General features: G+C 44.6%; 13 protein-coding genes, 9 tRNA genes, 3 rRNA genes and 1 other annotated feature. All 25 genes read right to left on the bottom strand.

Going from position 1 to position 20,981, the window contains the following annotated elements; translation table 11 throughout:
• Window positions 1-2: 2 nt before the first annotated feature.
• The 25 genes from ACYH0O_RS00630 to ACYH0O_RS00510 all read right to left on the bottom strand — a co-directional run bounded on the left by ACYH0O_RS00630 (window position 3) and on the right by ACYH0O_RS00510 (window position 20,967).
• On the bottom strand, window positions 3-422 hold the full coding sequence (locus ACYH0O_RS00630; protein ID WP_482630773.1) for a Mini-ribonuclease 3: 420 nt from the start codon (window positions 420-422) through the stop codon (window positions 3-5).
• Window positions 422-1,822, bottom strand: a complete 1,401-nt coding sequence (gene cysS / locus ACYH0O_RS00625) for a cysteine--tRNA ligase (protein WP_482630772.1) — start codon at window positions 1,820-1,822, stop codon at window positions 422-424. Before cysS ends, ACYH0O_RS00630 begins: the two co-directional genes overlap by 1 nt.
• Window positions 1,819-2,478, bottom strand: a complete 660-nt coding sequence (cysE, locus tag ACYH0O_RS00620; RefSeq protein WP_482630771.1) for a serine O-acetyltransferase — start codon at window positions 2,476-2,478, stop codon at window positions 1,819-1,821. The genes cysS and cysE overlap by 4 nt, the downstream gene beginning before the upstream one ends.
• Window positions 2,479-2,558: 80 nt before the next feature.
• Window positions 2,559-2,780 (bottom strand) — a binding site (T-box leader).
• 43 nt (window positions 2,781-2,823) lie between these two features.
• Window positions 2,824-4,281 carry a glutamate--tRNA ligase gene (gltX, locus tag ACYH0O_RS00615; RefSeq protein WP_482630770.1) on the bottom strand — a complete coding sequence of 486 codons (1,458 nt, stop codon included), beginning with the start codon at window positions 4,279-4,281 and terminating at the stop codon, window positions 2,824-2,826.
• An 87-nt stretch (window positions 4,282-4,368) separates the two neighbouring features.
• A complete protein-coding gene (ispF, locus tag ACYH0O_RS00610; RefSeq protein WP_482630769.1) occupies window positions 4,369-4,845 on the bottom strand; it encodes a 2-C-methyl-D-erythritol 2,4-cyclodiphosphate synthase in 477 nt (158 codons plus the stop codon).
• The gene (gene ispD / locus ACYH0O_RS00605; protein WP_482630768.1) at window positions 4,838-5,542 is read right to left on the bottom strand and encodes a 2-C-methyl-D-erythritol 4-phosphate cytidylyltransferase; all 705 of its coding nucleotides are present in this window, start codon (window positions 5,540-5,542) and stop codon (window positions 4,838-4,840) included. Before ispD ends, ispF begins: the two co-directional genes overlap by 8 nt.
• 73 nt (window positions 5,543-5,615) lie before the next feature.
• Window positions 5,616-6,707, bottom strand: a complete 1,092-nt coding sequence (locus ACYH0O_RS00600) for a PIN/TRAM domain-containing protein (protein WP_482630767.1) — start codon at window positions 6,705-6,707, stop codon at window positions 5,616-5,618.
• 215 nt (window positions 6,708-6,922) lie between these two features.
• Window positions 6,923-7,996, bottom strand: a complete 1,074-nt coding sequence (gene disA, locus ACYH0O_RS00595; RefSeq protein WP_149158159.1) for a DNA integrity scanning diadenylate cyclase DisA — start codon at window positions 7,994-7,996, stop codon at window positions 6,923-6,925.
• Between the two features lie 3 nt (window positions 7,997-7,999).
• Entirely contained in the window at window positions 8,000-9,376 is a 1,377-nt protein-coding gene (gene radA, locus ACYH0O_RS00590) for a DNA repair protein RadA (RefSeq protein ID WP_482630766.1), read from the bottom strand.
• Between the two features lie 326 nt (window positions 9,377-9,702).
• Complete coding sequence (gene clpC, locus ACYH0O_RS00585; RefSeq protein WP_482630765.1) at window positions 9,703-12,162, bottom strand: ATP-dependent protease ATP-binding subunit ClpC; 2,460 nt, start codon at window positions 12,160-12,162, stop codon at window positions 9,703-9,705.
• A 1-nt stretch (window position 12,163) separates the two neighbouring features.
• Window positions 12,164-13,246, bottom strand: a complete 1,083-nt coding sequence (mcsB, locus tag ACYH0O_RS00580; RefSeq protein WP_482630764.1) for a protein-arginine kinase McsB — start codon at window positions 13,244-13,246, stop codon at window positions 12,164-12,166.
• On the bottom strand, window positions 13,243-13,791 hold the full coding sequence (gene mcsA / locus ACYH0O_RS00575; RefSeq protein WP_482630763.1) for a protein-arginine kinase activator protein McsA: 549 nt from the start codon (window positions 13,789-13,791) through the stop codon (window positions 13,243-13,245). The genes mcsB and mcsA overlap by 4 nt, the downstream gene beginning before the upstream one ends.
• A gap of 19 nt (window positions 13,792-13,810) precedes the next feature.
• Window positions 13,811-14,272, bottom strand: coding sequence for a CtsR family transcriptional regulator (locus tag ACYH0O_RS00570; protein ID WP_149158163.1), 462 nt, complete (start codon window positions 14,270-14,272; stop codon window positions 13,811-13,813).
• Between the two features lie 640 nt (window positions 14,273-14,912).
• A 5S ribosomal RNA gene (gene rrf, locus ACYH0O_RS00565) occupies window positions 14,913-15,029 on the bottom strand.
• Between the two features lie 103 nt (window positions 15,030-15,132).
• Window positions 15,133-18,068 (bottom strand): 23S ribosomal RNA (locus ACYH0O_RS00560).
• Between the two features lie 224 nt (window positions 18,069-18,292).
• A 16S ribosomal RNA gene (locus tag ACYH0O_RS00555) occupies window positions 18,293-19,844 on the bottom strand.
• Together the 16S, 23S and 5S rRNA genes with 9 tRNA genes alongside form the textbook arrangement of a ribosomal RNA operon.
• Window positions 19,845-20,007: 163 nt before the next feature.
• A tRNA-Ala gene (locus ACYH0O_RS00550) sits at window positions 20,008-20,083 on the bottom strand.
• An 8-nt stretch (window positions 20,084-20,091) separates the two neighbouring features.
• Window positions 20,092-20,168: transfer RNA gene (locus ACYH0O_RS00545), tRNA-Pro, on the bottom strand.
• Window positions 20,169-20,175: 7 nt separating this feature from the next.
• Window positions 20,176-20,252, bottom strand: a tRNA-Arg gene (locus tag ACYH0O_RS00540).
• A gap of 24 nt (window positions 20,253-20,276) precedes the next feature.
• Window positions 20,277-20,365, bottom strand: a tRNA-Leu gene (locus ACYH0O_RS00535).
• 5 nt (window positions 20,366-20,370) lie between these two features.
• Window positions 20,371-20,445: transfer RNA gene (locus tag ACYH0O_RS00530), tRNA-Gly, on the bottom strand.
• An 8-nt stretch (window positions 20,446-20,453) separates the two neighbouring features.
• Window positions 20,454-20,538, bottom strand: a tRNA-Leu gene (locus ACYH0O_RS00525).
• Between the two features lie 54 nt (window positions 20,539-20,592).
• A tRNA-Lys gene (locus ACYH0O_RS00520) sits at window positions 20,593-20,668 on the bottom strand.
• 31 nt (window positions 20,669-20,699) lie between these two features.
• Window positions 20,700-20,775 (bottom strand) — tRNA-Thr (locus ACYH0O_RS00515).
• Window positions 20,776-20,891: 116 nt separating this feature from the next.
• Window positions 20,892-20,967 (bottom strand) — tRNA-Val (locus ACYH0O_RS00510).
• Window positions 20,968-20,981 lie beyond the last annotated feature (14 nt).

Here is a 20,981-nt window from a genome sequence, read left to right as displayed (position 1 = left end):
TTCTACTCCTCCTTTCCTGCCTGGGCTTGTTCAAATATCATCTTCAACAGTTCCTCTAATCGTTCTGTCCGATTAAGTAAAAACAAATATCCAATAAGCGCCTCAAAAGCAGTGCTGTGTTTATACGTTTGTACATCTGTGTTTTTTGGCGTTGTCCCGGATTTTGCATTCCGGCCACGCTTGACAATCAAAATCTCTTCTTCCGTTAAGACGTCCTGATCGAACAACGTTCTGAGAATAGCCGCTTGAGCTTTAGCAGACACATACTTCGTCGCCGCTCTGTGAAGCTGATTCGGTTTGATCTTTCCTTTTGTTAATAGGAGCTGTCGTACATACGTTTCATATACAGCATCCCCCATATAAGCCAGCGCAAGTGCATTGATTTGTTTCGTATCGATTTGTTCATTTATCTCGTGAAGCATTAAGATCCCCTTTTCCAGCGAATGCCTTGAGGAGTATCTTCCAGGATGATATTCATCTCTTTTAACGTGTCACGAATTTCATCTGCTAATTGGAAGTTACGATCTTTACGTGCCTGAATGCGTTTTTCGATCAGTTCTTCCACTTCTTCATCCAACAGTTCTGCTTCCTGAAGGCTTAGTCCCAGGACAGAGAAGAAATCTTCGAATTGGCTCAAGAACGCATCAATGACTTCTGTAGCTGTATTCTTCTCCATCAAATAATAATTGGCTTGCCTGGATAATTCGAATAATACGGAAATTCCGTTAGCTGTGTTAAAATCATCATCCATCTCAGAGATGAACTGCACTTTCAACCCAGTGATTTTGTCCAGCCATTCCCGGTTGTCATCCGTTAAGTCTGTACTTGATTCCTTACGGTGCTTCAAGTTCTCATAAGCAGTCTTAATTCTATCTAAAGCGGACTCTGCATTTTGAAGAAGCTCTAAATTGTAGTTAATAGGGTGACGGTAATGAACAGATAGCATAAAGAAACGAAGGACTTGTGGATCCTGTTCTTTAATGATGTCATGAACCAATACAAAATTCCCAAGTGATTTAGACATTTTCTCATTATCAATATTTATATATCCATTGTGCATCCAGTACTTTGCAAATGGCTTACCTGTAAGTGCTTCTGATTGTGCGATTTCATTCTCGTGATGAGGGAAGGTTAAATCCTGGCCCCCGGCGTGAATATCGATGGTATCCCCCAAGTAGCGCTTTGCCATGGCAGAGCACTCAATATGCCAGCCGGGACGGCCTTCACCCCAAGGGCTTTCCCAAGAAATTTCCCCTTCTTTCGCTGCTTTCCATAATACGAAATCAAGAGCATCTTCTTTTTTATCCCCTACGTCTATGCGGGCACCTGCTTTAAGCTCATCGATCGGCTGATGAGAAAGCTTACCGTAGCCATCAAACTTTCTTGTACGATAATAAACGTCGCCTTGTGATTCGTAAGCAAAACCTTTTTCAACAAGAGCAGAGATAAAATCGATGATGGTATCAATATTGTCTGTTACAGTCGGATGAACATCCGCTTTCTTGCATCCAAGTGCTCCGGTATCTTCAAAGTACGCCTGGATAAAGCGCTGGGCAACCGTCGGAACATCCACTCCCAGCTCCTTTGCCGCCCGAATCAATTTATCATCCACATCAGTGAAGTTAGAGACAAATTGAACATCATAGCCTCTGTATTCCAAATAGCGTCTCACCGTATCGAAGACAATGGCAGGGCGTGCATTTCCTATATGAATATAGTTATAAACCGTCGGCCCACACACATACATTTTGACTTTACCCTCTTCCAGGGGTTTGAATTCCTCTTTTTTTCTTGTCAATGTGTTATATAAACGAATCGTCAATATGATCGACTCCTTCCTTCATATCCTTCATATTCCCTTAATAATGATTTTACCTCGTTCAATTCCCTTTCCAGTTGTTTCATACGATCATTTATCGGATCCGGGAGATCACAGTGATTCAGATCCTTCTGTATTTTTACGCCATCCTGAATGACGACCTTCCCCGGAATACCGACGACGGTTGAGTTGGGAGGAACATCTTTTAGCACGACCGATCCAGCCCCTACCTTAGAATTTTCCCCAACTACAATCGATCCTAATACTTTCGCTCCCGTGGCGATAAGGGCGTTATCCTGAATCGTAGGATGCCGCTTCCCTTTTTCTTTGCCTGTTCCACCAAGGGTCACCCCTTGAAAGAGCGTAACATTATCTCCGATGTCACACGTTTCACCAATCACGACTCCCATCCCATGATCAATAAAGAATCGGCGGCCGATCTTTGCCCCTGGGTGAATCTCAACACCGGTGAAAAAGCGGCTTACCTGTGAAATAACGCGAGCGATAAAAAAGAATTTCCTTTTGAAAAAAGCATGGGCAATGCGGTGGGCCCAAATGGCATGAAGACCCGAATACGTAAGGATGACCTCGAGATAATTCCTCGCAGCCGGATCCTGATCAAACACTACTTCTATATCTTCCTTAAATGACTTAAACATTCGGATCCCCTCTCTTCGAAAAAATAAAAGCGCTGGCGGGTTGGTCAGAAAATTTAAAAAAACGCCCCTGTCAATAAAATGACAGAGACGCTTAGGTAGCGCGGTTCCACTCTGATTGAAAAGAAAAACAACCTTCTCCAACTCAAATCCTGTTAACGGTAGGAAACCGCCTTTACCTACTATATTTCAGTAACGGGCTCAGAGGTGCATTTCAGAATCGGAGGGGCTTAAACCACTTTCAGCCGGTGATGGTTCTCTCTATTAAGCATCCTATTCTTACTTCTCCTCATCAACGCGATATCATTTATTGTGATACTCTTACTATATTACATAACATCCAAAATGTTAACCTAAAAGAATTTGCAGACGATGTTTAACGGTATCTTTCCCTAAAAGCTCAATCGCATTCGGCAATTCAGGACCGTGAGTCTGACCTGTTACGGCTACACGAATCGGCATAAACAGCTTTTTCCCTTTATGACCAGTCGATTTTTGCACCGCCTTGATAGACGATTTAATTTCTGCTGCTTCATAACTTTCAAGTGCTTCAATTTCATTCAAGAAGGCTTGAAGAACTTCAGGAACCTGCTCTTCTTCCAAGACCGCTTTGGCATCCTCATCATATTCAAGATCTACCTTGAAGAACATTTCAGACAGCTCTACGATTTCAGCACCGAAGCTCATTTGTTCCTGGTATAAAGAGATGACACGACTCGCCCATTCACGCTGATCGTCTGACATATTCTCATCCAGTTTACCCGCACTGATTAAGTGGGGAAGAGATAGCTCCACAACTTGACTTAAGTCAAGATTCTTCATGTACTGATTGTTCATCCATGTAAGCTTCTGATTATCAAACAGAGCAGAAGAAGTCGATAGACGCTCAGGGTCAAAGATTTCTATAAACTCATCTTTAGAAAATAGCTCTTCTTCTCCTTTTGGAGACCAGCCTAGTAACGCAATGAAGTTGAATAAAGCTTCCGGTAAATAACCTAATGCTTCGTATTGCTCGATGAACTGAATGATACTTTCATCACGCTTACTTAGCTTTTTACGGCTTTCATTAACGATTAATGTCATATGTCCATAGACGGGGGCTTCCCATCCAAGAGCTTCAAAAATCATTAATTGTTTTGGCGTATTGGAAATATGATCTTCCCCACGTAGAACGTGTGAAATTTTCATTAGATAATCATCTACTGCAACGGCAAAGTTATACGTTGGCGTTCCGTCTTTTTTTGCAATGACAAAATCACCGATCCCGTCTGACTCGAAGGCTACATCTTCTTTCACGATATCATTGAAAGAATAGATCTTTCCTGCAGGAACACGGAAACGAATGCTCGGTTGACGGCCCTCTGCTGCTAATCGTTCTTGCTCTTCTTTCGTCAGGTTGCGACATTTCCCGGAGTAGCGGGGCATTTGACCTGATGCTGATTGCGCTTCTCGTTCCGCTTCAAGCTCTTCTTCCGTACAGTAGCACTTATACGCTTGTCCTGTTTCCAGAAGCTCGTTTAGATACTGCTCATAAATATGGTTACGCTCTGATTGGCGATAAGGGCCATAGTCACCAGGCTTATCTACGCTTTCGTCCCAATCGATTCCAAGCCATTGAAGATATTTAAGCTGACTTTCTTCTCCGCCTTCGATATTACGTTTCTTATCCGTGTCTTCAATACGGATGATGAACTTTCCACCTACACTTCGAGCGTATAGATAGTTAAATAAAGCTGTTCTTGCATTACCAATATGTAAATGACCCGTTGGACTTGGAGCATAACGGACGCGTACTTCTTTTGTCATTTGGTTTCCTCCTCTTTGTATTCCTGCATTAAAGTCTCTGACCTATTTTAACACCGTTATGAAAGGGAATAAAGCAAATTTGTCCCCTTACTTCTTTTTGATCAACACTGTTGTTTGCGCTGCGATCCCTTCGCCTCTCCCGGTAAAACCAAGCTGCTCAGAGGTGGTGGCTTTTACGTTCACTTGAGCTATATCTGCTTCTAATAACGTTGCGATGCTTTGTCTCATTGCATCAATATAAGGAGCCATCTTCGGTTTCTGCGCAATGATCGTGCAATCAATATTCCCTAATTCATACCCTTCCTCTTTCACAAGAGCCCATACATGCTCAAGAAGCTTTGCTGAATCTGCATCCTTGAACTCAGGATCTGTGTCTGGGAAATGCTTGCCGATATCCCCTGCAGCAACAGCCCCCAAACATGCATCCGCTACAGCATGTAATAATACATCTGCGTCTGAATGACCTAATAATCCCTTTTCATATGGTATCGTTATACCTCCCATAATAAGGGGTCTCTCTTCTACTAATTGATGAACATCAAAACCTTGTCCGATCCTAAACATGGTTGTCTCCTCCACTCATTTCCTCTTGCTTCTTCAAAATAGCCTCAGCGAAATATAAGTCCTCAGGTGTCGTCAGTTTAATATTGTCATAATCACTCTCAACAACAGCAACCTCAACATCCATTCGTTCCACTAGAGAAGCATCGTCTGTTCCAAGAAAACCATCTTGCTCCGCTTCCCCATGCGCTCTTTTCAACAATGAAACACGAAAAGCTTGTGGAGTTTGAACCATCCACAAGCTTGAGCGTTCAATCGTTTCCTCGACTTCCCCATCCAGTACTTTTTTAATCGTATCTTTAACAGGAACAGCAGCAATGGCGGCTCCTGTTGATTGAGTTTTTTCTACTAATTGGTGAATCGTGGATTCTTTAATAAACGGTCTTGCTCCGTCATGTACAAGAACAATTTCATGATCAACCTCAAGCAATGCATTGTATACACTATGCTGTCTTTCTTCCCCACCATCTACAAGCTTAACGACCTTTGTAATACCAAAACGGTCTAATAAACTCTTGAACGCATTCCGCTCAGATGGATGAATCGCTAAATAGATTCCCTGACAATGGGAGTCATGTTCAAAAACGCGCAGTGTATGAATAATGACTGGACAGCTATTCAGCTCGAGGAGCAGTTTGTTCTTGCCCGCTTTCATTCGTTTCCCTTGCCCTGCAGCCGGAATGACAACTTCATATTCCATACGATAACTCCTTTAACACTCGAGTAATACTATTTATTATACCTTACCCAAATAGAGTCAGGGCAATGATTACTTATAAAGCTTTTTCTAATTGTTTGGGCTTGGCAAAGATCATCCGGCCTGCAGAGGTTTGAAGAACAGATGTTACGAGTACATCGATGTACTTACCGATATAATTGCGTCCTTCTTCAACAACGATCATCGTTCCATCATCGAGATAGGCGATCCCTTGGTTATGTTCTTTCCCGTCTTTGATTACCTGAACCTTCAATTCTTCTCCAGGTAATACAACAGGTTTAACGGCGTTAGCTAAATCATTGATATTCAATACTTGTACACCTTGAAGATCGCATACTTTGTTCAAGTTGAAATCATTCGTTACAACGATCCCATTCGTAAGCTTCGCTAATTTCACCAGCTTCGAATCAACTTCCTGAATTTCCTCAAAGTCACCTTCATAAATCTGAACCTCTACAGGAAGCTCCTTTTGAATTCGATTCAGGATATCAAGCCCGCGTCGTCCACGGTTTCGTTTTAACACGTCTGAAGAATCCGCAATATGCTGAAGTTCTTCCAGCACGAACTGTGGAATCACAACAATTCCTTCTAAGAATCCAGTTTGACAGATATCTGCGATACGCCCATCGATAATCACACTCGTATCCAGTATCTTCAGGGTTTTCACACCCGATTCATCAGAATCTTCGTCAGTCCCTTTTTTCTTACCCCTATTTGAAGTACCAAACAAACCGACCAGCTCATCCCTTTTCTTAAAGCCAACTTGAAATCCTAAATATCCAAGAAGCAATGTTAATAGAATCGGAACTACTGTGTTGACAATCGGAATCTCCATTTGATTGAAAGGGATCCCAAACAGATACGCAACAAAAAGACCTATAATAAGTCCTAAACTGCCAAATAACAGATCCGTTACTGGAGCTTTTACTAAACTATCTTCAAACCACTTGACGAAATTGACGACATACTCGACTGCCCAAAACGTAAGAATATAAAAGATTATGGCACCAAATATAGCAGTCATATAAGGGTTATTTATTAAAGGAATGTCTGATAAATTTATGACGGTAAATAATTCGGGAAGAAGAAAAATCCCTAGTGTTCCCCCGACGATAAGGAAGCACGCTTGAACGATTCTTTTTAACATTCCCTCACCTCCTCCTATTCATTATAAACAATTTACTATTTTTGAAACGTCTTAGCCCTTGAAAATTTCAAATTTAATAAAATGGAAACCATTTTGATATACTTATCCCATCTTAACTAGCTTCCTTAAGTGAAGGCTAACATGTCTTATAGAGACTGTCAATTTTTTGAAAATGCTTCAATTATACCATATATGGCACATACAGGACCACATACCTATAACTGTCGATCGGCAAACGTTTGTTCTTTGATCAGTTTTAATCCCTCTTTGATTTTCCGTGCCCTGACCTCTCCGATTCCTTCCACGTCATCCAAATCATCCACTGAAGCACTCACTACATGAGGGAGGGTTTCGAACCTTGTTATTAGATTTTCTATGATCACAATCGGTAACCGGGGAATTTTATTCAACACGCGATATCCTCTTGGGTAGATGGCATCATCGTGATGAACATACCCATGATAGCCTAATAGTTTTAATAGGACGTTATCCTCTAATACCTCTGAATGAACAAGCTCCTGAAATTTATAGAGGAGTTCGAACGGCTTTATATTTCTTTCCTGGGAATAATCCCTTATAATGAGCATCGCCTCATCTTCAATATCCGCCAATAGCTCATTCATCTGAAGGCGGATCAACCTGCCTTCAACACCCAACTCGCTTAAATAGGTCAATAACTCGTTTTTAATCCTTAAAACCATCTCGAATCGATGAAGAACTTGCAGCAAGTCGCTTTGTGTCACAAGCTCCTCAAACTCCAGCACTGATAAATTAGAAATGCTCTGATCCAAAACCACCTTATACTTCTCCAATGTTTGAATCGCCTGGTTGGCCTTCGTCAAGATGACAGAGATGTCCTTTAATGCATATCGAAAGTTACCTTGATACAGGGTGATGACGTTCCTCCGTTGAGAGATGGCGATAACAAGGGCATTGGTCTGTCTTGCAACCCGCTCAGCCGTACGGTGTCTCATTCCGGTTTCAGTGGAAGGAACGTACACATCGGGAGCCAGCTGTGCATTGGCCAAAATAATCTTCGTACCCGCTTCATTCAGGATGATGGCCCCATCCATCTTGGCCAGCTCATATAGATAGCTAGGAGAAAAAGCGCAATTGATATGAAATCCGCCGTCCAGTACAGATTTCACCTTATCATTGTAGCCAACAACAATGAGTCCCCCTGTATTGGCTCTCAGCACATTATCAATGCCATCCCTGATCGGGGCACCAGGAGCAACGAATTGTAAAATATCCGACATGGACTTCTCTCTTGCCTTCTTATCTTCCATTTCCTATCCTCCTAAAATAATAGCCAGCGCTTCATTTATATTTGATACTCCTGTGACCTCTATATCAGAAGTCGGCTGCCACCCACTTAAGTTATTTTGGGGAATAATCACACGTTTAAAACCTAGTTTAGCCGCCTCTTGAACACGTTGCTCAATCCTCGAAACCCTTCTTATTTCACCTGTCAAACCGACTTCTCCAATGATACAATCGTGGGCACTTGACGCTTTATCACGAAAACTCGACGCAATACTCGCTGCTACCGCCAAATCAATCGCCGGTTCATCCAATTTAACTCCACCTGCCACTTTCAGATAGGCATCCTGCTGCTGCAATAGCATTCCTGCCCGTTTCTCCAATACGGCCATAATGAGTGAAACACGACTATGATCAATCCCTGTTGCCATCCGTCGCGGGTTGTTGAAACTGGTTGGAGTGACAAGGGCTTGTATCTCCACAAGAACAGGTCTTGTACCTTCCATGGAAGCAACGACCGTTGAGCCTGCCGCGCCTTGGGAGCGCTCCTCCAGGAATATCTCAGAAGGATTTGCGACTTCCTCCAAGCCAAGCTCTTTCATTTCAAAAATCCCCATCTCGTTCGTCGATCCAAAGCGATTCTTTACTGCCCTTAAAATACGATACGAATGATGACGCTCCCCTTCAAAATAAAGCACGGTATCAACCATATGCTCCAATAAACGTGGCCCTGCAATTGATCCTTCTTTTGTAACATGCCCTACAATAAAGATGGCGATGCCTTTTGTTTTCCCTATTCTCATTAATTCCGCTGTACATTCCCTTACCTGAGAAACACTGCCTGGAGCAGACGTCACTTCAGGGTGAAAAATCGTTTGAATCGAGTCGATGATGACAAAATCAGGTGAAATCTGTTCAATCGTCTGATGAATCAACTCAAGATTTGTTTCTGCATATATATATAGATCATCGGATTTCACATGTAATCGATCTGCCCGAAGTTTTGTTTGCTTGATGGATTCTTCTCCGGATATATATAAAACCTTCTGCTTTTGATCAGCCAGCTGGGCAGAAACCTGGAGCAATAAAGTAGATTTACCGATTCCCGGATCTCCACCGATCAACACAAGTGATCCCGGAACGACTCCTCCACCCAACACCCGATTCAGCTCTTTTGACTCGGTCAATACTCTTGGTTCTTGCTTTGTTTCGATTGAGATAAGCTTCTCTGCTTTAGTTGGCCCGCTATTTTCAGAATGCATAAACGACCCACGAGGCTTCTTTCCAGTCATCTCAACCTCTTCCACCATCGTGTTCCACTCGTTACATCCTGGACATTTCCCCATCCATTTAGCAGACTCATATCCACATGATGAACATACAAACTTTGTCTTTTTCTTTGCCAATCTATTCTTCTCCTCTTTTACTCTATTTGTACTCTAACCATTCCATATAAATACCCTTTCGGAATGATTGTAACGGTTTTATGTAATGGTTACAAGAAAAGCGCAGGTGGCTTGCTCAGGCCCGACAAGCATAAGGCGAGCTCGCTGAAAAGGCGGTCTTTGCCTTTTTGGTGAGATTGACTTATGACCTCGAGGGACTAGCCACCGGAGCTAGACAATCAGAAAAGCGCAGCGCTCAGGCCCGACAATTTGCCCAGGAAAAGCTCTATTATTATAAAAGAGGTACACGAAAAACATATACGTGTACCTCTTTTCTACCTCTTGTATTAAGTAGTAGTATTAGCTGCTTCTGCTTCTGCTTCTGCTTCTTTTACCTTCACAACAAACTCACTATCTTCTACATCGATTAATATATTCTGTCCTGTCAGTACCTTGCCTCTTAATAGCTCTTCAGACAGTCTATCTTCTACATGTTTTTGAATGGCACGACGCAGTGGACGCGCACCGTATTCAGGATCGAATCCTTCATCTGCAATTTTTTCTTTAGCAGCAACTGAAAGCTCTAAATGAATATCCTGCTCTTTCAAGCGGTTTGTCAATTGGTTGGACATCAAGGTCACAATCTCTTTTAAATGGTCTTTTTCAAGGGAATGGAACACAATGATTTCATCGATACGGTTAAGGAACTCTGGTCGGAACGCTCGTTTCAGCTCCTCCATTACCTTGCCTTTCATATCCTTATAATCCTGTTTTCCATCTTGAATATTGAACCCAACATATTTATTGCTCTTAAGGGACTGGGCACCAACGTTAGATGTCATAATTAACACCGTGTTTCTAAAGTCTACCGTTCTTCCTTTAGAATCCGTCAATCGACCATCTTCCAAGACTTGCAGAAGAATGTTAAATACATCCGGGTGTGCTTTTTCAATTTCATCCAATAGAACGACGGAATACGGTTTACGACGAACTTTCTCCGTTAACTGGCCGCCTTCTTCATACCCTACATACCCTGGAGGAGACCCTACTAAACGGGAAGTCGAATGTTTCTCCATGTACTCGGACATATCAATACGAATCATGGCATCCTCGTCACCGAACATAGATTCCGCCAATGCACGGGCAAGCTCTGTTTTCCCCACTCCTGTCGGTCCTAAGAAGATAAAGGAACCAATCGGACGCTTCGGATCTTTCAGCCCCGCTCTTGCACGACGGACTGCTTTCGACACCGCTACGACTGCTTCAGATTGACCGATGACTCTGGAATGGAGGATTTCCTCTAATTTAAGTAAGCGATCCGTTTCCGTTTGAGCAAGCTTAGATACCGGTACTCCCGTCCAGTTCGATACAACTTTTGCAATATCTTCAACGGTCACTTCTGTATTTTCCTGGCCTTGTTTTTCTTTCCATGTGTTCTTCGTTTCATCCAGCTCTTCACGAAGCTTTTGTTCTGAATCTCTTAGAGAAGCTGCTTTTTCAAACTCCTGGCTTTGAACCGCTGCATCCTTCTCTTTGCGGATTTCTTCCAGCTTGGCTTCAAGTTCTTTCAAGTTTGGCGGCGTTGTATAAGAACGTAAACGCACCTTAGAACCAGCCTCATCAATTAAATCAATCGCCTTATCCGGTAAGAAGCGGTCTGAAATGTAACGATCAGAAAGTTTCACTGCCGCATCAATCGCTTCATCTGTAATCGACACGCGGTGATGAGCTTCATAACGATCGCGTAATCCTTTAAGAATCTGAACGGACTCTTCTGCCGTTGGCTCATTGACTTGGATTGGTTGGAAACGGCGCTCTAACGCAGCATCCTTTTCAATATATTTACGGTACTCATCTAATGTCGTTGCACCGATACACTGTAATTCACCCCGAGCAAGAGATGGTTTTAAGATGTTTGACGCATCAATCGCACCTTCAGCCCCACCTGCTCCGATTAATGTGTGAAGCTCATCGATAAACAGGATGATGTTTCCTGCTTGACGGATTTCATCCATTACTTTCTTTAATCGATCCTCGAATTCCCCACGATATTTCGTACCGGCTACTACTGTACCCATATCCAGGGTCATGACGCGTTTGTCCCGAAGAATCTCAGGAACCTCATTGGCAATGATCTGCTGTGCAAGACCCTCAGCAATTGCGGTCTTACCTACACCAGGCTCACCGATCAGCACCGGGTTATTCTTCGTACGTCGACTTAGCACTTCAATGACACGCTGAATTTCTTTGCTTCGTCCTATTACCGGATCCAAACTGCCTTCACGGGCAATCGACGTCAAGTCACGGGCTAAGCTATCAAGGGTAGGCGTATTGGCATTTGCATTGCCTCCACCCTGGTGGTTACTTGAATCATTGCTGCCAAGTAACTGCAATACCTGCTGTCTTGCTTTATTTAAGCTGACTCCAAGATTACCAAGTACACGAGCGGCTACTCCTTCACCTTCACGAATCAACCCTAATAAAATATGTTCCGTTCCTACATATGAGTGACCCAGTTTACGAGCCTCATCCATAGAAAGCTCAATCACTTTCTTCGCTCGGGGTGTATAATGGATCGTTTGAGATTTCTCGGTACCTTTTCCGATCAATCCTTCCACTTCTTTCTGAATCTTTTCAGGGCTCAGTCCCAACGCCGTAAGTGCTTTAGCGGCAATCCCTTCACCTTCGCGGACAAGTCCCAATAAAATATGTTCAGTACCAATATTACTGTGCGACAGACGAATAGCTTCTTCCTGAGCTAACGCTAATACCTTTTGTGCTCTTTCTGTAAATCGACCAAACATCATATTATTTTTCCTCCTCACATGTATCCTTATCTAACTTAATTCGCTCTCGAATCAAAGAAGACCTTCTTATATCTCTTTCATTTGGTCTCAATGGACCTCCAGAATATTGTTGTAAAAATCCAGGTTGGGTTAAAATCATTAGTTCATTCAATATATTCTTAGATATGGCTTTGATGTATCCTAAATCTATACCAAGTCTGACATCCGATAAACACTTCGCTGCTTCCTTGGACTCGATAATTCTACTGTACTCCAGCACGCCAAGTGAACGAAAGATCCTATCTTCTAATTGTATGTTAGACGTTTTAACTAATGCGTCCCGTGCAGAGTGTTCTTTGTCAATGATCTGCTTCACAACACTCAATAAATCTTCCACAATATCTTCCTCTGATTTACCAAGTGTCGTTTGATTCGAAATCTGAAAGATATTCCCTAACGCCTCGCTGCCTTCTCCATATATCCCTCTTACCACCAGACCTAATTGGTTAATGGCAGGAATGATACGATTTAATTGCTGGGTCAGAACCAGACCAGGCAAATGCATCATCACAGAAGCTCTAAGTCCTGTCCCCACATTAGTGGGACAAGTCGTTAAATACCCATGTTTCTCATCAAAAGCAAAATCAAATTCACTTTCAAACCAATCATCAATCTGATTCGCTCTCTGTAAAGCTTCCTTCAATTGCAACCCTGGATATAAACACTGTATTCGAATATGGTCCTCTTCGTTTACCATTATGCTAATATCTTCTTCACTGGATAGAAGGACGGCCCCATAATTCGTGTCTTCAGCTAAGTTAGGACTAATAAGGTGTTTCTCCATCAATACCCTCTTTTGGAGAGGCTGAATCTCACTTGTAGCTAAAAATTCTAATTCTCCTAAATTCTTTGGGTATAAAGAGAGCTTATCCTTCACGCGATCCACGATCTCTTCAGCTTCTTCAGAAGAATATAAAGTGGAAAAACGAAAGGCCGTCATGTTTCTTGCGAGCCGGACCCGTGAACTAAGGACAATATCTGAATTCGGACCTTCTTCATTCATCCAGGAGCTAACAGCATTTTGTAAAAATTTCTCCAGACTCATCCTTTATCTCCTCCCTCTTTATGAACATCTTTCTCCAGGGAGCGAATTTCGTCTCGTATCTCTGCTGCTTTTTCGAACTCTTCATCCGCAATCATCCTTTGCAGATCCGATTTCAACTGCTGAATCTTTTTCTTGATGTGAATGGCTCCACCCATGCGTTCCGGAACCTTTCCGTGGTGCTCCACATTGCCACTATGAACACGCTTTAAAAGAGGAGTAAGTTCATCTTTAAACGTTTCATAGCAATGAGCACAGCCAAAGCGTCCTACATTAATGAATTGCTGAAAAGTCATTTTACACTTTTCACATTGTAATACCTCTGTCTTTGGAATTTCTGTTTCTTTTGCCTGCTTAAATGCAGGGGCTATATTAAGAAGACCTGCCAATAGGTTGTTCACAGAGAACCCGGAAGAAGAATCAAACATAAACATTTCACCCTTATCCTGAGCGCATTGTTCACATAAATGAACCTCTGTCTTTTCCCCATTTATCACCTTGGTAAAATGAAGGGTTGCAGGTCTTTCATTACACTCTTGACAAACCATCCTACTCACCTCTCAAAACTTACTCATACTTCAATGTATCCAGCATGGCTCTGAGCATTCTTCCCCTCAATACATCCCGTTCAGGTAAATCCACCATGATCACCGAACGGTCCATTACGCTCAGCATAATCTTCGCTTCCCGTTCAGAAATAATATCCTCTTCCACCAATCGAAACACAATATCTGCCGCCGTATTCTGACTGATGGTCTGTGTTATTAAAGCTACTAGCTGGTCAATAAGATGAACTTGATCGTGGGCCTTCACCTTCATGATTCGGATGTAGCCTCCGCCACCTCGTTTACTTTCTACTACATACCCTCGTTCTATCGTAAACCGGGTATTGATCACATAATTAATTTGAGAAGGAACACATTGAAACTTATCAGCGATCTCACTTCTTTTAATCTCGACTATCTCACTTTCATTCAGTTCTAAAACATTCTTTAAATAACGTTCAATGATGTCGGATATGTTCCTCATCAAACCTCCTCCTCATTTTGACTTTGACTATATTTGACTATAATTATACAACCGTGTTTTAAACTTTGCAATTATGAAGTATGACCTTAGAAGTTTTCCTGTTTTAGGAAGGTTTTAAACGTGAAAATGTGAGATTGTTGGATAGAAATAGGGAAATGGGGCATTGAGATTTTGTTGGGAAGTGTGGTGGTAAGGGCTGGGGGTTGTTTTTAGGGATGGGATGTTTGGAGGGAGTGCCGATTTGAAGTGTGATGGATGAGTGTAGAGGATATTGTGGTGGTGTATGATAAAGAAAGAGTAAAAATATATTAATTTGGATGGATCTTTTCTTAAAAGTTGTGGCTAGTCTGTGGGGAATATAGAAAATGCTTTTTTTGTATCAAAGCTGGTTTTTTTCAGAGGTGAACTGAGTGTTTATAGTCGTGGATTCGTGGTAATTGCGTCGTTTTCGGATATTATTGCGTCAGTTTTTCGTGTTATGCGTCTTTTACCAATCATCACCTAACCTCTAGTATGATTATCAACTAATTAAATTATCTTTTCCAAAGCTTAGCTGAATAGGGGATTGATGTTCAATCTACAATCTTATAAATTCAAACCACAAAAAAGAGTAACTCAATGAGCTACTCTTTTCACATTTGCCTGGCGACGTCCTACTCTCACAGGGGGAGATCCCCCAACTACCATCGGCGCTGAAGAGCTTAACTTCCGTGTTCGGCATGGGAACGGGTGTGACCTCTTCGCCATTGTCACCAGACGAATTATTCAATTGAAGGATTGTTCCTTCAAAACTAGATAAAGAATTGATGTCAAGAAAGCCGAATATCGACCAATTGTTGTTCATTTAAAAATGACTCTTTGTGGTTAAGTCCTCGATCGATTAGTATCAGTCAACTCCACATGTCGCCATGCTTCCATCTCTGACCTATCTACCTAGTCATCTTCTAGGGATCTTACTCACATACGTGATGGGAAATCTCATCTCGAGGGGGGCTTCATGCTTAGATGCTTTCAGCACTTATCCCTTCCGCACATAGCTACCCAGCGATGCCTTTGGCAAGACAACTGGTACACCAGCGGTGCGTCCATCCCGGTCCTCTCGTACTAAGGACAGCTCCTCTCAAATTTCCTGCGCCCACGACGGATAGGGACCGAACTGTCTCACGACGTTCTGAACCCAGCTCGCGTACCGCTTTAATGGGCGAACAGCCCAACCCTTGGGACCGACTACAGCCCCAGGATGCGATGAGCCGACATCGAGGTGCCAAACCTCCCCGTCGATGTGGACTCTTGGGGGAGATAAGCCTGTTATCCCCGGGGTAGCTTTTATCCGTTGAGCGATGGCCCTTCCATGCGGAACCACCGGATCACTAAGCCCGACTTTCGTCCCTGCTCGACTTGTAGGTCTCGCAGTCAAGCTCCCTTGTGCCTTTACACTCTGCGAATGATTTCCAACCATTCTGAGGGAACCTTTGGGCGCCTCCGTTACTCTTTAGGAGGCGACCGCCCCAGTCAAACTGCCCACCTGACACTGTCTCCCACCCCGATAAGGGGCGCGGGTTAGAATTTCAATACAGCCAGGGTAGTATCCCACCGATGCCTCCACCGAAGCTGGCGCTCCGGCTTCCAAGGCTCCTACCTATCCTGTACAAGCTGTACCAAAATTCAATATCAGGCTACAGTAAAGCTCCACGGGGTCTTTCCGTCCTGTCGCGGGTAACCTGCATCTTCACAGGTACTATAATTTCACCGAGTCTCTCGTTGAGACAGTGCCCAGATCGTTACGCCTTTCGTGCGGGTCGGAACTTACCCGACAAGGAATTTCGCTACCTTAGGACCGTTATAGTTACGGCCGCCGTTTACTGGGGCTTCGATTCGCACCTTCGCTTGCGCTAAGCACTCCTCTTAACCTTCCAGCACCGGGCAGGCGTCAGCCCCTATACTTCGCCTTACGGCTTCGCAGAGACCTGTGTTTTTGCTAAACAGTCGCCTGGGCCTATTCACTGCGGCTCTCTCGGGCTTGCACCCTACCAGAGCACCCCTTCTCCCGAAGTTACGGGGTCATTTTGCCGAGTTCCTTAACGAGAGTTCTCTCGCTCACCTTAGGATTCTCTCCTCGCCTACCTGTGTCGGTTTGCGGTACGGGCACCTTTTTCCTCGCTAGAGGCTTTTCTTGGCAGTGTGGAATCAGGAACTTCGCTACTATAATTCGCTCGCTATCACAGCTCAGCCTTCACGATGATGGGATTTGCCTCATCATCAGCCTAACTGCTTAGACGCACATATCCAGCAGTGCGCTTACCCTATCCTCCTGCGTCCCCCCATTGCTCAAACGGAAAAGAGGTGGTACAGGAATATCAACCTGTTGTCCATCGTCTACGCCTATCGGCCTCGACTTAGGTCCCGACTAACCCTGAGCGGACGAGCCTTCCTCAGGAAACCTTAGGCATTCGGTGGATGGGATTCTCACCCATCTTTCGCTACTCATACCGGCATTCTCACTTCTAAGCACTCCACCAGTCCTTACGGTCTAGCTTCGCAGTCCTTAGAACGCTCTCCTACCACTGACACCTAAAGGTGTCAATCCACAGCTTCGGTGATACGTTTAGCCCCGGTACATTTTCGGCGCAGAGTCACTCGACCAGTGAGCTATTACGCACTCTTTAAATGGTGGCTGCTTCTAAGCCAACATCCTGGTTGTCTAAGCAACTCCACATCCTTTTCCACTTAACGTATACTTTGGGACCTTAGCTGGTGGTCTGGGCTGTTTCCCTTTCGACTACGGATCTTATCACTCGCAGTCTGACTCCCATGGATAAGTCTTTGGCATTCGGAGTTTGTCTGAATTCGGTAACCCGATGAGGGCCCCTAGTCCAAACAGTGCTCTACCTCCAAGACTCTTACACATGAGGCTAGCCCTAAAGCTATTTCGGAGAGAACCAGCTATCTCCAAGTTCGATTGGAATTTCTCCGCTACCCACACCTCATCCCCGCACTTTTCAACGTGCGTGGGTTCGGACCTCCATTCAGTGTTACCTGAACTTCATCCTGGACATGGGTAGATCACCTGGTTTCGGGTCTACGACCACATACTCAATTCGCCCTATTCAGACTCGCTTTCGCTGCGGCTCCGTCTCATCGACTTAACCTTGCATGGGATCGTAACTCGCCGGTTCATTCTACAAAAGGCACGCCATCACCCGTTAACGGGCTCTGACTACTTGTAGGCACACGGTTTCAGGTTCTATTTCACTCCCCTTCCGGGGTGCTTTTCACCTTTCCCTCACGGTACTGGTTCACTATCGGTCACTAGGGAGTATTTAGCCTTGGGAGATGGTCCTCCCAGCTTCCGACGGGATTTCACGTGTCCCGCCGTACTCAGGATCCACTCAAGAGAGAATGAAGTTTCAACTACAGGGTTGTTACCTTCTTTGACGAGCCTTTCCAGACTTCTTCGTCTACTTCATTCCTTTGTAACTCCGTATAGAGTGTCCTACAACCCCAAGAGGCAAGCCTCTTGGTTTGGGCTACATCCCGTTTCGCTCGCCGCTACTCAGGGAATCGCAATTGCTTTCTCTTCCTCCAGGTACTTAGATGTTTCAGTTCCCTGGGTCTGCCTTCCATACTCTATGTATTCAAGTAAGGATATTGTTCCATTACGAACAATGGGTTCCCCCATTCGGAAATCTCTGGATCAAAGCTCACTTACAGCTCCCCAAAGCATATCGGTGTTAGTCCCGTCCTTCGTCGGCTCCTAGTGCCAAGGCATCCACCGTGCGCCCTTCATAACTTAACCGAATTGGTTGTTACATCAGGTTTAAAACCTAAAATGGCGATACTCGGTAATTTCTTGACTATCAATTTATCTTTATCTAGTTTTCAAAGAACAAACACATTTTGATCTCGTAAGAGACAAAAAGTTTTGATGGATGGTTATTTTGCTTTCGCAAAAAACCTTATTAAACCATCAAAACTGAACAAAACTTCGACGTGTCAAACGTTTTAGTAAATCTTCCTTAGAAAGGAGGTGATCCAGCCGCACCTTCCGATACGGCTACCTTGTTACGACTTCACCCCAATCATCTGTCCCACCTTAGGCGGCTGGCTCCAAAAGGTTACCTCACCGACTTCGGGTGTTACAAACTCTCGTGGTGTGACGGGCGGTGTGTACAAGGCCCGGGAACGTATTCACCGCGGCATGCTGATCCGCGATTACTAGCGATTCCAGCTTCATGTAGGCGAGTTGCAGCCTACAATCCGAACTGAGAACGGTTTTATGGGATTGGCTAAACCTCGCGGTCTTGCTGCCCTTTGTACCGTCCATTGTAGCACGTGTGTAGCCCAGGTCATAAGGGGCATGATGATTTGACGTCATCCCCACCTTCCTCCGGTTTGTCACCGGCAGTCATCTTAGAGTGCCCAACTGAATGCTGGCAACTAAGATCAAGGGTTGCGCTCGTTGCGGGACTTAACCCAACATCTCACGACACGAGCTGACGACAACCATGCACCACCTGTCACTCTGTCCCCCGAAGGGGAAAGCCCTATCTCTAGGGTTGTCAGAGGATGTCAAGACCTGGTAAGGTTCTTCGCGTTGCTTCGAATTAAACCACATGCTCCACCGCTTGTGCGGGCCCCCGTCAATTCCTTTGAGTTTCAGTCTTGCGACCGTACTCCCCAGGCGGAGTGCTTAATGCGTTAGCTGCAGCACTAAGGGGCGGAAACCCCCTAACACTTAGCACTCATCGTTTACGGCGTGGACTACCAGGGTATCTAATCCTGTTTGCTCCCCACGCTTTCGCGCCTCAGTGTCAGTTACAGACCAGAAAGTCGCCTTCGCCACTGGTGTTCCTCCAAATATCTACGCATTTCACCGCTACACTTGGAATTCCACTTTCCTCTTCTGCACTCAAGTTCCCCAGTTTCCAATGACCCTCCACGGTTGAGCCGTGGGCTTTCACATCAGACTTAAGAAACCACCTGCGCGCGCTTTACGCCCAATAATTCCGGACAACGCTTGCCACCTACGTATTACCGCGGCTGCTGGCACGTAGTTAGCCGTGGCTTTCTGGTTAGGTACCGTCAAGGTACCGCCCTATTCGAACGGTACTTGTTCTTCCCTAACAACAGAGTTTTACGATCCGAAAACCTTCATCACTCACGCGGCGTTGCTCCGTCAGACTTTCGTCCATTGCGGAAGATTCCCTACTGCTGCCTCCCGTAGGAGTCTGGGCCGTGTCTCAGTCCCAGTGTGGCCGATCACCCTCTCAGGTCGGCTACGCATCGTCGCCTTGGTGAGCCGTTACCTCACCAACTAGCTAATGCGCCGCGGGTCCATCTGTAAGTGATAGCTAAAAGCCACCTTTCAACATTTCCTCATGCGAGGAAATGAGTTATCCGGTATTAGCCCCGGTTTCCCGGAGTTATCCCAGTCTTACAGGCAGGTTACCCACGTGTTACTCACCCGTCCGCCGCTGATTGATGGGAGCAAGCTCCCATCAATCCGCTCGACTTGCATGTATTAGGCACGCCGCCAGCGTTCGTCCTGAGCCAGGATCAAACTCTCCGATAAAAGTTTGAATAGCTCTTTAAAAATAAATCTAGAATTAACGTTGACGTATTGTCTTGTTTTGTTCAGTTTTCAAGGTTCAATGTGTAAGTGCTTCTGTTTGAAGCGACTTGATTATCATATCATTTTCACCCAGTGAGTGTCAATGTTTTTTTAAAAAACTTTTTGGTGGAGCCTAGCGGGATCGAACCGCTGACCTCCTGCGTGCAAAGCAGGCGCTCTCCCAGCTGAGCTAAGGCCCCAAATAAGGTGGTCGGGAAGACAGGATTCGAACCTGCGACCCCTTGGTCCCAAACCAAGTGCTCTACCAAGCTGAGCTACTTCCCGATCTATATGGCGCGCCCGAGAGGAGTCGAACCCCTAACCTTTTGATCCGTAGTCAAACGCTCTATCCAATTGAGCTACGGGCGCTAAATGATTTTTTATAAGAAACAATGGTGCCGAGGACCGGAATCGAACCGGTACGGTAGTCACCTACCGCAGGATTTTAAGTCCTGTGCGTCTGCCAGTTCCGCCACCCCGGCAAGTCTGGAGCGGAAGACGGGATTCGAACCCGCGACCCCCACCTTGGCAAGGTGGTGTTCTACCACTGAACTACTTCCGCGAAATAAATGGTGCGGGTGAAGGGACTTGAACCCCCACGCCTTGCGGCGCCAGATCCTAAGTCTGGTGCGTCTGCCAATTCCGCCACACCCGCATGGTGTTTTGCTGTCGCAAAAACGATAAAATACTTTGCGTAAACAAAAATTTATGGTGAGCCATGAAGGATTCGAACCTTCGACCCTCTGATTAAAAGTCAGATGCTCTACCAACTGAGCTAATGGCTCTCAATAAAATGAGACAAAATAAAAAAACCAATGGTGCCGGCAAGAGGACTTGAACCCCCAACCTACTGATTACAAGTCAGTTGCTCTACCAGTTGAGCTACACCGGCATATTCACTTTCATATGAAGTCTTAATGGAAAGTTACTTCACAGAAGCAGTTCAAGGAAAGATATTTTGCTGGCGCAAAAATAAAATGAAGTTTATTTTACTTTCGTAAAAAAACTTGGTGGAGGATGACGGGATCGAACCGCCGACCCTCTGCTTGTAAGGCAGATGCTCTCCCAGCTGAGCTAATCCTCCGTAATATATATATC

It is taken from the genome of Rossellomorea sp. H136 (genome assembly GCF_056838065.1).
The sequence above is the reverse complement of the archived record's forward strand: the minus strand, read 5'-3'. Positions and strand labels throughout refer to the sequence as shown.

Excerpts from the sequence above, each read along its gene's own strand:
- ACYH0O_RS00630 (WP_482630773.1), bottom strand. The coding sequence starts at position 422 with ATGCTTCACGAGATAAATGAACAAATCGATACGAAACAAATCAATGCA.
- cysE (WP_482630771.1), bottom strand. The coding sequence starts at position 2,478 with ATGTTTAAGTCATTTAAGGAAGATATAGAAGTAGTGTTTGATCAGGAT.
- gltX (WP_482630770.1), bottom strand. The coding sequence starts at position 4,281 with ATGACAAAAGAAGTACGCGTCCGTTATGCTCCAAGTCCAACGGGTCAT.
- ispF (WP_482630769.1), bottom strand. The coding sequence starts at position 4,845 with ATGTTTAGGATCGGACAAGGTTTTGATGTTCATCAATTAGTAGAAGAG.
- ispD (WP_482630768.1), bottom strand. The coding sequence starts at position 5,542 with ATGGAATATGAAGTTGTCATTCCGGCTGCAGGGCAAGGGAAACGAATG.
- ACYH0O_RS00600 (WP_482630767.1), bottom strand. The coding sequence starts at position 6,707 with ATGTTAAAAAGAATCGTTCAAGCGTGCTTCCTTATCGTCGGGGGAACA.
- disA (WP_149158159.1), bottom strand. The coding sequence starts at position 7,996 with ATGGAAGATAAGAAGGCAAGAGAGAAGTCCATGTCGGATATTTTACAA.
- clpC (WP_482630765.1), bottom strand. The coding sequence starts at position 12,162 with ATGATGTTTGGTCGATTTACAGAAAGAGCACAAAAGGTATTAGCGTTA.
- mcsB (WP_482630764.1), bottom strand. The coding sequence starts at position 13,246 with ATGAGTCTGGAGAAATTTTTACAAAATGCTGTTAGCTCCTGGATGAAT.
- mcsA (WP_482630763.1), bottom strand. The coding sequence starts at position 13,791 with ATGGTTTGTCAAGAGTGTAATGAAAGACCTGCAACCCTTCATTTTACC.
- ACYH0O_RS00570 (WP_149158163.1), bottom strand. The coding sequence starts at position 14,272 with ATGAGGAACATATCCGACATCATTGAACGTTATTTAAAGAATGTTTTA.